This window comes from Lentibacillus salinarum, from assembly GCF_042679865.1.
Classification (GTDB): Bacteria; Bacillota; Bacilli; order Bacillales; family Amphibacillaceae; genus Lentibacillus; species Lentibacillus salinarum.
Genome location: NZ_JBHTNH010000028.1, coordinates 330891 through 345354, shown reverse-complemented (window position 1 = coordinate 345354; position 14464 = coordinate 330891). Strand labels below are relative to the sequence as shown.

Annotated in this window: 14 protein-coding genes and 2 pseudogenes; 4 read left to right on the top strand and 12 right to left on the bottom strand. The window is 46.1% G+C overall.

The annotated features are described in order from the left end of the window. Positions 1-127: 127 nt before the first annotated feature. The 3 genes and pseudogenes from ACFQ4A_RS14575 to ACFQ4A_RS14565 all read right to left on the bottom strand — a co-directional run. A pseudogene (locus tag ACFQ4A_RS14575) lies at positions 128-1531 on the bottom strand (excinuclease ABC subunit UvrA); the annotation flags it as partial. Positions 1532-1696: 165 nt separating this feature from the next. Next, the gene (locus tag ACFQ4A_RS14570; RefSeq protein ID WP_382401895.1) at positions 1697-3079 is read right to left on the bottom strand and encodes a histidine kinase dimerization/phospho-acceptor domain-containing protein; all 1383 of its coding nucleotides are present in this window, start codon (positions 3077-3079) and stop codon (positions 1697-1699) included. Next, positions 3076-3730: pseudogene (locus ACFQ4A_RS14565) on the bottom strand (response regulator transcription factor). The gene ACFQ4A_RS14570 and the pseudogene ACFQ4A_RS14565 overlap by 4 nt, the downstream one beginning before the upstream one ends. Positions 3731-3877: 147 nt before the next feature. Between ACFQ4A_RS14565 and ACFQ4A_RS14560 the strand changes: the two are divergent. Beyond that, positions 3878-4918 (top strand): C45 family autoproteolytic acyltransferase/hydolase, encoded by a 1041-nt coding sequence (locus ACFQ4A_RS14560; RefSeq protein ID WP_382401893.1) that lies wholly within the window; start codon positions 3878-3880, stop codon positions 4916-4918. 296 nt (positions 4919-5214) lie between these two features. Next, a complete protein-coding gene (locus ACFQ4A_RS14555; protein WP_382401891.1) occupies positions 5215-5661 on the top strand; it encodes a hypothetical protein in 447 nt (148 codons plus the stop codon). Here the strand turns inward: ACFQ4A_RS14555 and ACFQ4A_RS14550 are convergent. Further along, positions 5552-6487, bottom strand: coding sequence for a nucleoside hydrolase (locus ACFQ4A_RS14550; protein WP_382401889.1), 936 nt, complete (start codon positions 6485-6487; stop codon positions 5552-5554). The genes ACFQ4A_RS14555 and ACFQ4A_RS14550 overlap by 110 nt on opposite strands. Before the next feature lie 208 nt (positions 6488-6695). Continuing rightward, positions 6696-7343, bottom strand: coding sequence for an SDR family oxidoreductase (locus ACFQ4A_RS14545; RefSeq protein WP_382401887.1), 648 nt, complete (start codon positions 7341-7343; stop codon positions 6696-6698). A 120-nt stretch (positions 7344-7463) separates the two neighbouring features. Here ACFQ4A_RS14545 and ACFQ4A_RS14540 point away from each other — a divergent pair, with 120 nt between their 5' ends. Next, positions 7464-7703: a hypothetical protein gene (locus tag ACFQ4A_RS14540; RefSeq protein ID WP_382401885.1), complete on the top strand. Its 240-nt coding sequence runs from the start codon at positions 7464-7466 to the stop codon at positions 7701-7703. Between the two features lie 597 nt (positions 7704-8300). On the opposite strand, the gene ACFQ4A_RS14535 is transcribed toward ACFQ4A_RS14540, so the two are convergent. Beyond that, a complete protein-coding gene (locus ACFQ4A_RS14535) occupies positions 8301-8504 on the bottom strand; it encodes a CDGSH iron-sulfur domain-containing protein (protein WP_382401883.1) in 204 nt (67 codons plus the stop codon). 134 nt (positions 8505-8638) lie between these two features. Here ACFQ4A_RS14535 and ACFQ4A_RS14530 point away from each other — a divergent pair, with 134 nt between their 5' ends. Next, positions 8639-9643, top strand: a complete 1005-nt coding sequence (locus ACFQ4A_RS14530; protein WP_382401881.1) for a DUF3231 family protein — start codon at positions 8639-8641, stop codon at positions 9641-9643. A gap of 213 nt (positions 9644-9856) precedes the next feature. Here the strand turns inward: ACFQ4A_RS14530 and ACFQ4A_RS14525 are convergent, their stop codons facing one another. The 6 genes from ACFQ4A_RS14525 to ACFQ4A_RS14500 all read right to left on the bottom strand — a co-directional run bounded on the left by ACFQ4A_RS14525 (position 9857) and on the right by ACFQ4A_RS14500 (position 14451). Further along, positions 9857-10600 (bottom strand): hypothetical protein, encoded by a 744-nt coding sequence (locus ACFQ4A_RS14525; RefSeq protein ID WP_382401879.1) that lies wholly within the window; start codon positions 10598-10600, stop codon positions 9857-9859. Positions 10601-10673: 73 nt separating this feature from the next. After that, entirely contained in the window at positions 10674-11204 is a 531-nt protein-coding gene (locus ACFQ4A_RS14520) for a D-glycero-alpha-D-manno-heptose-1,7-bisphosphate 7-phosphatase (RefSeq protein WP_382401877.1), read from the bottom strand. 108 nt (positions 11205-11312) lie between these two features. Beyond that, a complete protein-coding gene (locus ACFQ4A_RS14515) occupies positions 11313-11447 on the bottom strand; it encodes a hypothetical protein (RefSeq protein WP_382401875.1) in 135 nt (44 codons plus the stop codon). A gap of 136 nt (positions 11448-11583) precedes the next feature. Next, entirely contained in the window at positions 11584-12183 is a 600-nt protein-coding gene (locus ACFQ4A_RS14510) for a response regulator (RefSeq protein ID WP_382401873.1), read from the bottom strand. Further along, a complete protein-coding gene (locus tag ACFQ4A_RS14505) occupies positions 12180-13316 on the bottom strand; it encodes a sensor histidine kinase (protein ID WP_382401871.1) in 1137 nt (378 codons plus the stop codon). The genes ACFQ4A_RS14510 and ACFQ4A_RS14505 overlap by 4 nt, the downstream gene beginning before the upstream one ends. 91 nt (positions 13317-13407) lie before the next feature. Continuing rightward, positions 13408-14451 carry a fatty acid desaturase gene (locus ACFQ4A_RS14500; protein ID WP_382401869.1) on the bottom strand — a complete coding sequence of 348 codons (1044 nt, stop codon included), beginning with the start codon at positions 14449-14451 and terminating at the stop codon, positions 13408-13410. Between the last annotated feature and the right edge of the window lie 13 nt (positions 14452-14464).

The following is a 14464-nucleotide window of genomic DNA, read 5'->3' as shown; positions in this document are numbered from 1 at the left end:
TGATTCATAGGGAAGACCTCTTTTCTGTGAATGTTGTTGGCTAACTCTATTCTACAGGAAAGGGTCTTCCTTTTTCTATGAACATCATTTAGTCATTTCTATTTACACAAAATATTTTACACTCTCGATTTGCTCTTTTGATTGAAAAATAACGTTTGATATTCCTTGGCTTTTTGTTTATTTTTAGCTTATGGTTTAAAGTTGTTGCGACTTTAGCGTTTTTCAGTCCTTCCAATTTTCCTTGATAGATAACCTCTCCTCCATTTACGCCTGCTCCTGGGCCCATCTCGATTATTTCATCCGCCACTTTTATGACGGCTAGATCATGTTCGATGACGATCACGGTATTATGCTCGTCTTTTAGACTTTTTAGCATCTGTATTAACATATCCACTTCTTCTGGATGGAGTCCTGCACTTGGTTCGTCAAAAATGTATAGGATATTGTTTAGACTGCTCCCTAAATGACGCGCGATTTTTACCCTTTGAGCTTCACCACCGGACAGGGTGCCCATTTTTCTTGATAGGCTCAGATATCCTAATCCCATTTCAACGAGTTGTTTTATATGTGGGATTGCCTGTTGGGCTATAGACTCTCCCATAGGATCTTTTATCTTCGTTAGTTCCGCTAGTAACTCTGTCAGTTCTAATTGATCGTATTCTGCAATATTTAAGCCATTTATTCTACATTCTAACACCTTTGGGTTTAGGCCTGAGCCCCGGCAGGTTGGGCATAATGAATGTGTCGATACGGCTAAGACGTCGTCTAAGGATATCTGTTTTAGCTTTGAGATATCTCGATTTATATAGAGACGCGTAAATCTAGGCAATAACCCATCCCACTCATGATCTTGAGGTCCGTGTTTGGTGTGAAACGGCGCAAAAACTCTCTCGCCTTCTGGAGGACCGTATATGAATAGGCGGAACTCCTCTTCGGAATAGACCTTTATCGGTTTATCCGGATCGAATAATCCGCCGGTCATCATCCATCTGCCTTGCCAGCCTGAAGGTGATAACGGCTTAAATTTCACTGCATATTCCCGAAGCGATTTATCGCAATCGATTATCTTATTCAGGTCTGGTGCAATGACCCTCCTATATCCACTGCATTCTGGGCATCTACCAAATGAACTGTGACTCGAGAAGTCGGTGGCAGAATCTATTGAAGGATTTCCTATTCGTGAGAACAAAAGTCTAATCAATGGATGTATATCCATATAAGTGCCAACTGTTGAGCGGGAATTGCCTCCTATAGGTCTTTGCTCTACTACGACCACAGGACTTAAGTTTTGCATCAGATCGACATGGGGTCTTTCGTATCTTGGCATTTGATTTCTAACATAGAGAGGATAGTTCAACGTCATTTGTCTTCTACTTTCTGTGGCTAATGTATCAAAAACAACTGAGCTCTTTCCTGAGCCTGAAAGACCAGTAAATACGTTGATTTTTTCTTTTGGTATGTTTAAATCTACATTTTTTAAATTATTTTCTTTAAGTCCTCTTAAAATGATTTCATCTTTTATTTCTGACACTTTATCATCCTTTCTGATTTTATCTACTAAGAAAGTGTCTTAGATACGTTAGACGCCATCAATCCGTTGCTTGTGAATAAAGTCTTGCACCCTCCCCCTAAAGCCACAAAGCAATAAATCACCAAAAATTAGGGGAATGGCTAGATCGTGTTCATTTAAAGTTATCTACCATTGATCGTTAATGTCAATCGACGCCCCAACGTTTTGCTTCCTATGCTTTTTAATCCGAACAGCAGTCCCGCGTTCATCCGATTTCACATCCCAATCCAGCCCCATTTGACGGACCATCATATCAACGATCGATAACCCGATACCGGCACCTTTTTCAGGCCCTTTATTGTCCATACCGGGGCCACGGTCGGTGATGATAATGGCGTCATAGTCACTCGTTGTCTCAGTGAAAACCCCGATATACCGGCCATCTTTGGCATAGCGGATGACGTTTTGCAGCAGATTGTCAAGAACCCTGTCCATCCAGAGCGGATCAATCTGCCAATCATTGGTTTCAAAAGGCTCCAGGTGAACGTCAATTTCAAAGTTTTCCTGTTCAAACAGTGGATACCATGATGCCACGGAAGACCGTACGTGACGGATGACGTCCGTTTTTTCGGGCTGATAGTTCAACTTGCTTGCCGTTAACAACGTGTATGACATCAGGTTTTCGATCAGCCGGTCTATACTGTCAATGGATCCTTCCAGCCGTTGAACAGCTTGATGGCCATCTTGTGACAAATTTTCTTTGGTAATGGCATCGGTCAGTGCCCGCATTTTGGTTAAAGGTGTGCGCAAATCGTGTGAGAGATTGGCGATCAGCTCGCGCCTTAATTGTTCTTCTTCCTGCTCACGTTCTCTACTTTCGCGCAGTTCGTTGACCATGTTGTTGAAGGCCGTTTCAAGCTCACCAATCTCATCATCTTTCTTCACATCAGTCACGACCGGCAAATTGTCAACATCTCTTATAGCCATCGCTTGCTGCAGGTTCAACAGCCGTTTCCGGATCTGTCTGAAAAATATGAGGGATACCATCATAAACAGAACGATTAAAACAAGAAATGTGACCGAATATATCCAGATCCGGTCGCTGGTTACGTTATCCATGACAGCCCTAGGTAATTCCAAAACGATAAAGCCCTGGTTTCCTTCCTGACCAAGAAAAGCAACAACTGTAAATGGATTGCCGTTATACCGGTCTTTAATAAATTGTGCTGTATCCGCAGCACCCCATTCCGCTGGCAAATCCTCCACGCTATCAAGTTCTGCTGACAGCTGGCCATTATCATTGACCCAAAACATACCCGCATCCGGATAGGCTTGTTTCCATTTCTGAAAATGTGCCATGACCGCCTCTTCTGAAACATTTTCCATATCCCCGGCGTCTTGATGCCATTTGTCCTCAACCCCGGCATAATCATGCTCAAATGTGTCAACACCTGTATTAAACAAAATAAAAGCCGATATAAGTAGGCTGATTTGAACGACGAAAATCGCGATGAAGATGATCAACAAATATTTCGCTTGCAATGATTTAAAAAACCTGAAAAATTTCATCTTCTCACCCTATATCCGATGCCGCGAATTGTTTCAATAATCGTTGGCTGAGCCGGGTCCTTTTCAACTTTCTCCCGCAAATGCCGGATATGGACCATCAGCGTTTTGTCGCCATCGATATAAGGGTCGTCCCAGACACCTTCATATAGTTGTTCCTTTGTTAAAATCTGATTTAAATGGCGCAGAAAGTAATGGAATATATGATACTGCTTACCGGTCACCCGTTTCCCGATTGGTGATGTGCAGATCCTGTGTATTGACTGTCAAATGCTGCAATTCGAGCAGCTCATTCTGTTTATCAAACCGCCTCAAGAGAACATCGACACGTGCAGCAAGCTCATCGGGATGAAACGGCTTTGTGACATAATCATCTGCAAAACTTAATCCTTCCAATTTATCCTCTACCGCTGTGCGGGCAGACAGCATTAAAATCGGTATATCCGGCATTTTCTTTTTAATCCGCTTCCCAAGTGAAAAACCGTCCAACCCCGGCAGCATGACATCTAAAATAACCATGTCCGTCTCACGAATGTATTGATCCACCTTTTCACCGGATGTCAGCCACGTGACGTCATGACCTTTTTTCGTCAGACGCTGCTTTACCCACTCACCAATATCCATTTCGTCTTCAATATATAAGATGCGAGCCATTATGGAACCTTCTTTCTAAACGAATCGTTATATCCATTATTTTAAGTCAAAATAAAAAGTTTTCAATATCCTTGAATCATCATGATTTTCATTTTCTGACAGGGTGGCGTAAAATAAAGGTAATATGGCTATCAAAGGATGATCACAATGACTAAGGTACATACCGATATCACCCAATTCCGCGGCAGCCATTATGACTTCGGCTACGCACAGGGGCTCTGGCTCCAGGATTCAGCTGTACTGCGCAATCGGCAGGACAGTTGGCGCATGCGGAAACCCCGGTTTCAGTCCGATGAATACGATGCGAAAAGGGCGTTTATGCAGTTCGCCCCGGGTATCTGGGATGAGCTGACCGGTATGCGTGATGCACTTAGTGTGCCGATGACGGACGTGCTCCGCGATTTCGGCCATTACCGGGTGAATATGAAACCGAGCGGCTGTTCCATTTTGACGGGTGCGGATTTTATGGTGCGCAATTATGATTATCATCCACTCACTTATGACGGCCGCTACAGCTTTTTTCAGCCGAGTGATCAGGGTTATGCGATCATCGGCCCATCATCACGGGTAACCGGACGGATGGACGGCATGAATGAAAAAGGCCTGGTCATGGGGTACAACTTCATGCAGCGCCGCAAGCCTGGTGACGGCTTTGTTTGTCACATGATCGGCCGGATAATTCTTGAAACATGCGCCACCGTTGATGATGCGATTCAGCTCTTGAAAGAGATTCCCCATCGCGGATCGTTCAGTTATGTGGTGCTGGACCGGAATGAGGAAACATACGTGGTTGAAGCGTCACCAAGGGCAGTCGAAGTGCGGCAGTCCAATGCATGTACCAATCATTTTGAACTGCTACAGCATGAAAACCGCCATCATTTGGATGACTCGAAACGTCGCATACATGTTATCGATAAGGAGGCGAGCCAGTCCATCGGTGCCCATGACGCTTTCCGCCTCTTGAATGACAAAGATAAAGGTGTCTTTTCCGATCTGTACAAAAGCTGGGCCGGCACGATTCATACAACCGCCTATTTTCCAAAAGAATTAAAAGCATGGTTTGCCCTAGGCGGTGATCAGGAGCCGGTTGTATTTGACTTTGCCGATTGGCTGAAGGGCAGCGATGTTGCGGCAGAATCGATCCACGGTGAACTCGATACGCATTTGGGCATAGCGAATAGGGACTAATTACTTCTTCTACAACGATAATCGAAACTTTTTCTAAAAAAAGGGGCATGATTTTCAGAAAAAAATTTTTGAAAATCATGCCCCCTTTTTCATTTTGTTTTCGATTATTATTAAAAGAAGGTTTTTGTGAGGGTTGAAAAATTTACCACTTCGGTATCCTGTTGCCCGTTTGAGGGCTGGAATTTTACTTAATTGTGGTGCTGTTCGCGCGAATTTGAACCTTGGTCGCGCGATTTGCTCGGGATATCGCGCGAAATTATGATATTATTGCGCGATTTGTGTGATCGTCGCTCGAGTTGGGGCTGCTCTCGCTCGAGTTGGAGCCGCTCCCGCTCGAGTTGCGGCTGCTCTCGCTCGAGTTGGGGCTGCTCCCGCTCGAGTTGTGGCTGCTCTCGCTCGAGTTGAGGCTGCTCTCGCTCGAGTTGGGGCTGCTCTCGCTCGAGTTGCGACCGCTCCCGCTCGAGTTGCGACCGCTCCCGCTCGAGTTGGCTCCGCTCTCGCTCGAGTTGGAGCCGCTCCCGCTCGAGTTGGGGCTGCTCCCGCTCGAGTTGTGGCTGCTCTCGCTCGAGTTGTGGCTGCTCTCGCTCGAGTTGTGGCTGCTCTCGCTCGAGTTGGAAGCGTATGTTCACCCGTTCATGACTTTGAGTACGACCTTAATGCATCCAAAAATAGTTGCCAAAATTCACCCGAATCAAGCCGGCGGGCAAACTGGACATTTGACTCCCGGCCTGTGGATCCTTTAAAATCAACCACGGTCATACCGTACGTGAACTTACCTGTCGTCTCAACATCAACACGCACCTTATCCCATTCGAATATATCCGGGGCGATTAGGTAACCGATCGGACAAGGGTCATGCATCGCAGCACCGGCAAAATTTCCTTTGTATGCGCCAGAGTAAAAGGTCAACATGTCCGCAACTGCTTTCGCAACAGGGTTTTCAATGGCCTTCAGCTCCGCCAGCTTATCGGGCGTGGCCAGCGCCTGATGCGTGACATCCAGTCCAAACATTGTAATAGGTGCACCGCTTTCAAAGACGATACGCGCAGCTTCCGCATCAGCATAAATATTAAATTCGGCTGACGGTGTTCGGTTACCGAATGTTCCCCCGCCCATCATAGCGATTTCTTTAATTTTCGCAACGATACGTGGTTCTTTCCGGATAGCCAGGGCAATGTTTGTCAGCGGGCCGATCGGGACAAGCGTTATGTCCCCATCAGATGCCAGCAATTTCTCAATCAGCACGTCAACGGCATGCTGATCAATCGGTTGCTTCACCGGTTCTTCCGGCAAATCTGTTCCGTCCAGGCCGCTTTGGCCGTGCACATGGGAGGCTTCTGACGGTTCCTGGACGAGCGGGCGGTCAGCCCCCATTGCAACTGGAATGTCGTGCAGTCCCGTCAGGTCGCATACGCGCAACGCATTTACCGTGTTTTTTCCCACGCCAACATTCCCAGCAACCGTTGTGATCGCTTCAATCTTTAAATCACTTACACCGGACGCCGCCAGTATAATCGCCATCGCGTCATCTTGTCCGGGATCACAATCGATGATAATTTTCTTGTTCATATGCTGTCACCTCTTGTCTCAGGATAAAACCGTTTGTTATATGTAACACATCAAATAAGAAAAACTCGCTTACACCTCGACATTCTAGAGGTCAGAGGCCGGAAGTCAGACTTGAAGAAATGGCACTACAGCCGATTTCGGTATTGAAAATGTCGTCCAAAATTTAAAAAACACCAAAAGCAACATCACTCTTGGTGCTCTTCAAGGTTTACAGGTTTTTCAGAGCATCCGCAATCGCTGTGTCACCCGAGACCAGATCAAACGCGCGTTTATGTGTGTTTTCCTCGGACAGGGAAGCCACAACCGTACGGGCTACGTCTTCACGCGGGACCGATCCGCGTTCGTCCAGGTTCCCGGCTATGTGTACATTGCCTGTTCCGGCATCGTTCAACAGTCCGCCCGGCCGCACAATGGTGTAATTCAGGTTGCTGGCTTCAAGCATTCTGTCCGCATAGTGCTTGGCCACATAGTAATGTCTGATTTTTTCGTTCCAATTTTCACGATTATTGGCTTGCAGGGCACTCACCATAACAAAGCGGTCAACACCGGCTTCTTCAGCTGCCTCAATGGTTTTGACAGCGCCATCCAGATCGACCAGCAATGTTTTTTCGGCGCCTGTTTTGCCGCCGGATCCTGCTGAGAAAACAACCGCGTCACAACCTTTTGCCGCTTTGACGATGGATCGTTTATGACCTTCAAGATTGGCGATAACCGCGTCAATCCCTTTTTTCTTCAGTTCTTCTGCCTGCTCTTCTTTGCGGACCATCGCCCGTACTGTATGGTCATCATTGTTGTTCAATTGTTTAACGATATGTTGTCCAATTTGGCCATTTGCACCGACTACCAATACTTTCATACGGGTCCACTCCTTAGATTGTAAAGTTATTAACAAAACCTATTCATATTATTCCAAACTGGCGGGATCATGGCAACTATCCTGTTTTGCTTAAGTTACTTCATCAGATGGGGTTTGGGCTTGCAGAATCTGGCGATTGATATGGCAGTTTTAGTCTGCGTTCCCCCACTGATAAAAGGAACAAAGGCTAAGTACTCGGGCGTCCTCAAAAAAGAAAAGCACTTTTCTTACGGAGATGCATCACTGCTGAAACTTTCCTTGTCCAGTACGGCGCATCCCAAGACCCGCATCGCGCAGGCTCAAACAGAATCGGACATTAACTGGCAATTGAGCGGCGCGTCATCGACCGGTGAGCCCTGAACATCAACCGGAGCGGTGCGACTATCGACCGGCGAGCGCTGAACATCAACCAGAGAAGGGCATCTATCGACCGGTGAGCGCTGAACATCAACCAGAGCGGCGCGTCATCGACCGGTGAGCGCTAAACATCAACCGGAGCGGCGCGACTATCGACCAGTGAGCCTTGAACATCAACCGGAGCGGTGCGACTATCGACCGGTGAGCCCTGAACATCAACCGGAGCGGTGCGACTATCGACCGGCGAGCGCTGAACATCAACCGGAGCGGTGCGACTATCGACCGGCGAGCGCTAAACATCAACCAGAGAAGGGCATCTATCGACCGGTGAGCGCTAAACATCAACCGGAGCGGCGCGACTATCGACCGGTGAGCCTTGAACATCAACCGGAATCTCCTACTTATCTTTCCCGGTTTCGCCATCAGGCTTTTAGCGGGGGCTTACGATGCGATGCACAGGACGTGTCAGGTCGACATTGCGACAGGACGCGGTCTGACAGTTACATGTAAGACAAATGCTTCGCTACATTTAATGTTTTTGGAAATGCCTCACATGATAAAAGCCCTCTATGCCATGACAAAGCATAGAGGTGCCAGCCATCACTCCACCCGTGGTTCACTTTCAAAGCCGACTTTCTTGTGGGTCCCATCGCAAAAGGGCTTATTGGATGAATGGCCACAGCGGCAAATGGTGAAAGCTTTTTTCGTTTCAAAGACATTCCCATCTGCATCCACCATTTCCACATTTCCTTTCACCAGGTAAGGCCCATTATCATTGACTTTGATCTGTGCTTTTTCACTCATTTCCATTTCCCCCTCACTTGGATTTCTATTTAGTATATTCAACAATAGAGCGCCAAAACCCTTCCTAATACGAATAATTTAGATGACAGGATAAACAATAGAACACAACGCTATATTTCTGGAGGAATCAGCTCATGACACATGAATCGGTTAAACTGACATCCGCCGAGCTATCACAGCTCTGGATATCCTATCAGAACGATACGGCATCCATTTGCATTTTGACATATTTTTTGCAGACGGCTGAAGATTCTGCCGCTCAATCGCTTCTGGAGCATGCCCTGAAGTTGTCCCAAACACACGTTGACAAATTGACAGCCATTTTCAATGCGGAACAGTATCCGATCCCCATTGGTTTTTCGGAAAATCAGGATTTGAATATGGAAGCGCCCAGGCTGTTTTCTGACCAGTATTTGCTGCATTTCATGTTTCAGATGTCGCAAGTATCACTGAATGCCTACAGTGTTGCCAAATCGCTGGCTGTCAGATCCGATATCGATACGTATTTCGCCGAATGTCTGAGCGAATCGAACAAACTGAACACAATGGCAAAAGACGTCTTACTGGAAAAAGGGCTGTTTGTCCGCTCACCGTACATCCCTTATCCGGAGAAGGCTGATTTTGTAAAAAAACAATCCTTTCTAACCGGCTGGTTCGGGGAAAGAAGGCCACTGCTGTCGTTGGAGATCGCCAATCTGTTTGCCAATTTCCAGCGTAACACATTTGGAAGCGCAACACTGATAGGGTTCAGCCAGGTTGCCCAGTCCAAAAAGGTCGGGAAATTCTTTACACGAGGCAAGGACATCGCCGACAAACATGATGAAATATTCGGCTCGATTTTGCGTGAAGATGACTTGCCTGTGCCGATGGCGTCCGATTCGTTTGTGACCGAGTCAAGGGTGGCGCCCTTTTCAGATAAGATGATGCTGTTTATTGTGACATCCCTGATAGGACTCGGCATCGGGTATTACGGGACAAGTATTTCAACGAGTGTCCGACGTGACCTGACAGCGCATTATGACCGGCTGATGCATGAAATTCTTAAGTATTCGGAAGATGGGGCCAATCTGCTGATTGAAAACGGCTGGATGGAAGAACCACCCCGTGCCAGTGACCGGGACGAGCTGGGAAACCAATAACGTGACATGTGACGCAGAGGGTTTCAAACAGACAAAGTCCCCGATTGACGGTCGGGGATTTACTTAACAGATAAGAAAGTATAAAATTTTGGACGATGTTTTCAATGCCAAAATCGGTTGTCGCGCCGATTTCTTCCAATCCGACTTCTCACCTCCGGCATCTGAAAAGACGCGTTAGCGTTTTTTCTTAATGCTATATAATCGGACTCAGAATTATTCTTTCTTCATGTGGTAGCCTTCAAAAAAATTTCCGTGCTTATGTTCAAACGGATACAGGTTCTGCTCCTTCGCTTTGGCGGCATGCCGGGTCATAATCTCATCAAAAAGCTTATCCGTATCCTTATCAGTCGTTTCCATCCCTAACGCCTCAGCGGTGCGGACAACTTTTTGCTCATGAACGACCCTCTGTAATTCGTAAACATCTTTTTTTCCTGCATCGACGCCTAAATTCTCGGCCTCACGTTTGAGCGCTGCTTCCAGCACAGCTTTCTTCAGTTCGTCAATCTTCTTTCCGTTCGTTTCGACACCCAGTTCATTGGCTTTTTGCTTCATCATTTCTTCGTAAACGTTTTCCGCAAGCAATTGCGGGTCTTTCCCCTTTTGGTTAATGCCCAGTTCATCGGCTTTTTCCTTCACCTCGGCGTGGTGCACTTCTTTCGCAAGTTCCTGTATGTCCTCGCCTTCTGTTTCAATGCCATGTTTGTCCGCAGCTTGCTTAATTTTTATCTCGGCGACGGCCTTATGCAATTGCTCCTTATCCTTACCTTCCGTTTCAATCCCCAGTTCCCTAGCTTCAAGTTCCAGGAAAATACGGTGGTAGGTCTCTTTTTTCGTATTCTCTGCCTGCTGTTCATGCTGCAAGTCCTCGGCAAACCCTTTATAAAAGGCCGATACGGTCGGTACACTGATAAAGAAAGCCACCGTCACAGCCATGACGATTTTAAGTAAACCTTTCATGCCAGCTTCATCCTTTCGTGATTGTTTGTTTAACTGAATGTAGTATGCCACGAAACGAAAAATCCATGACCAATTAAAGGTGCTTTTTCAGCCAGCTGGCAAACGTCAGGAGGTTCGGAAAATGCTTGTCAGGCTCCGCGGTATGCCGATCTTTTGCGCCCACCAAAACGGTTGTCGTGCCGGCTTGTCTTCCCGCCTCAATATCCGGTTCCCGATCACCGACCATGTAGCTTTGACCGGGATCAACGACATGTTTTTCAGCGAGGTCAAGGATCATTTGCGGTTTTGGCTTGCGGCAGGGGCAACCGGCGTGCGGTTTATGTGGACAGTAAGCGATGTCATCAATAACGGCGCCATATTGCGCCAGATCGTCGGCCATTTTGTTATGGATTGCGGTCAGACTGTCTTCTGTCATGTAGCCAAGCCCGATACCGCCCTGATTCGTGACAACAAACACACGAAAGCCCATGTCATTGAACGCCTTAATCGCCTCCCCGACACCATCCAGCAGGTAAAAGTCACCCGGCTTGTTAACAAATTTGACCCGCTGCGTGAGCACTTCATTGATGACGCCATCACGGTCGAGAAACATGCCTTTGTCCATGCCATTACTCCTTCGTTAGAAAAACTCGGCTTCCACTTCGTCTTTCTAGAAGTCAGAAGTCGGAAGTCAGACTTAAAGAAATCGGCGGCCGCGGCAAATCACCGTCAATTAATCATCTTTTTTATTGACATACTCATTCAACTGTTCGCCGTGTACACTGTTGTTTTTATATTGGCTTTTGCGACCATTCCGATACTCACCATGGTTTTTATTTTCCTTGAATTGGTTGTTCTTTTCAGACATTGTTTGCACTCCTTTCATGCTTTAGCTTTTGGATTCGGGGCTGCCTTTATGCAAGATAGGATTGGTGCTTTTCATATACGATGTTGGTGATGACATGTGCATGAGAGACGTGTGATGCTTCCGTATGCAAAAAAATCTACGGAAGCCACCCTTTTTCTTTAACTTTTGAAATGGCTTCAATCCGGTTTGTCACTTCCAGTTTATCGAGGATCACGGAGACGTAATTGCGGACAGTGCCATTGGTCAAATAAAGCGCGTTCGCTATTTCCTTTGTATTTTTACCGTCAGCAATCAGTTTAATCACCTGTTCCTCTCTTTCAGTCAGCGGGTTTTCATTATCGTATACCATCTCAACCAGCTCAGGGGCATAAATCCGTCTGCCGTCCATAATCGTCCGAATTGAGTTTGCCAATTCCTCGCTCGGGCTGTCTTTTAATAAGTAACCACTTACCCCGGCCTTTCGTGCCCTTTCAAAATAACCTGCACGCGCGAACGTTGTTAAAACAATCACTTTGCACGGGTGATCCTTTAATGCTTCCGCTGCATCAAGTCCGCTTTTCAATGGCATTTCAATATCCATGATACAAATGTCGGGCGTATACCGCTCAACTAACGTTAGAGCCTCTTCACCATTCCTGGCTTTACCGATCACCTCCATATCCGTTTCTAAATCAAGCAAAGATCCCAGAGCACCGAGCAGCATACTTTGATCTTCGGCAATGACAATGCTTATCACGACGAGCCCTCCTGTTCAGTTCTATGTAGCACACTTGGCACCTGAATGGTAAGTGTTGTGCCGTTCCCCGATGCAATAGCCAAACGGCCATTTACAAATTCCAGCCGCTCTTTCATTCCTTGAAGTCCATTTTCTGAATACAAATCTTTATCTTTTGTCATACCGCGGCCATTATCCGCTATCTGAAGACACACTTCTTCCGGCGTTTGGGTGATCGTCACATGGCAGGAAGCAGCCTGACTATGCTTGACGACATTTGTGACAGCTTCCTTTAAACACATACTCAAAACATTTTCCACCAGTAGTGAAATGCTTTTGAGCTGCGGGTTCCCGTTGAGATGACATTTAATCCGGGCGGCTTCCAACACTTGTTGGATTCGGGTTATCTCATCTTCCAACTTTGTGCCTTTCATATCGGAAACCATCTGACGTACTTCTTTTAATGCTGTCCGTGCCGTCTGATGGATATCATCGATTTCACTTTTAGCTTTATCAGGTTTTACGTCGACTAACTTGCCAGACAAATCACTTTTTAATCCAATGAGGGAAAGCTTCTGCCCCAATGTGTCATGCAAATCACGAGCAATCCGTTGGCGTTCTTCCAAGACCGCCATCCGGGAAAGCTTTTGATTGGCATCTCTTAATTCGCTTTCCAGCTTTTCCCGTTTGTTACGGTAATATAGGGTTATGGGCAGAAGGATAACACCAATGACACTGAAGATAATAAACGGCAGCTGTGAAAGGAATATAGCGTTTTGGGTAAAAAAACCAATCGTAACAGCCGCAATCGTGGTAACAAGATGAATAACGTAGAGCGTTATAAAGCGGATTTTATGCTGTAAATTTCCAATGTAAAATGCTAAGAACAACCCAAAGTAAACGTAGCCTAAATATACGGTCATCACAATGCTGATGACCATTTCAACACTGACCGACAAGTATACCGTCCAGCCTTTTGAAAGGAAGGATACTCTGTATGCCGTGAAAAACAGCAATATCATTAAAATGCCGAAAATAATTTCCCATGTTCCGGATGTCCGAAATATAAAATAAAACGGCAGAATACAAAATATGATCCACGCATAGATACTGAGCCCCGTATTTTTCGGAATGATATGATACCAGTTCTGCATACCAGCCGCACTCCTTTCGCCAACTCCATTAAGTATAACAAAAAAGTAAGGCCCTCCTATACAATAAAAGAGGGCCTTTTGTGGAATGCGTTTAATTTTCCTGTAAACGTGAGTGATTTGTGCTTACGTGCTTCATTTTGCGCAGCCGTTCTTTTACGTCTCTAAAGCTTACAAACGACTTGTCAGCTTCATCATACAGCCGGAATCGAATTGACTTTAGACTGGATGCTAATGTTATGGTTGTTGCATTTTTTAAAGGTGGTGTGGATTCGTGCGCCTTTTCCAAATGATAGTTCGGGACTCTCGGGCTTAAATGATGGACATGGTGGAATCCAATACTGCCAGTCATCCACTGCATGATTTTCGGCAGTTTGTAATAGGAACTGCCATCCACGGCAGCTTTTACAAAATCCCATTCATCTTCATTTTCAAAGTAGGAATCCTCAAATTGATGCTGGACATAGAACAGCCAGATTCCCAGTGAACCAGCTATAAAGATAATGGGCATTTGGATAATTAGAAACGCCTGCCAGCCGATCACCCATATTAACAGGCCATATATCGCCGCAACCGAAGCATTGATGACGTAGGTATTTATCCGTTCCTTTCGCTTTGCGCCTTTTCGGTTAAAACGGTTCGAGAGGAGAAACAGATAAAATGGTCCTAACCCGAACATGACAATCGGGTTCCGGTAAAGGCGGTAAGCCAGCCTGCCCCAAAAGGTCGCGGTAGCATATTCCTCAACCGTCATGACCCACACATCGCCGGTACCACGTTTGTCCAGGTTACTGCTGGTTGCATGATGAATCGCATGACTTCGCTTCCATTTTTCAAAAGCAAACAGTGTCAGGATTCCAGTAATCGTCCCAACAATCCGGTTTGCCTTTGGGTTTTTAAAAAAGGAACCATGTGTACAATCATGAAAAATAATGAAGATGCGTACAACAAAGCCTGACGCCACAACCGCTAGTGCCAGGGTTAACCAAATCGATACAGCCAAACTTTGGTAGGCAAGAAACCAGATCAGGAGAAACGGCAGAATCGTATTAATAAGCTGCAGAATACTTGCTTTCTTATCCGGGTTAGCAAAAGCTGCGACACGCTTTTTTAAATTGGTTTGTTTTTGTTTGCTCATAACGGCCTCCTTG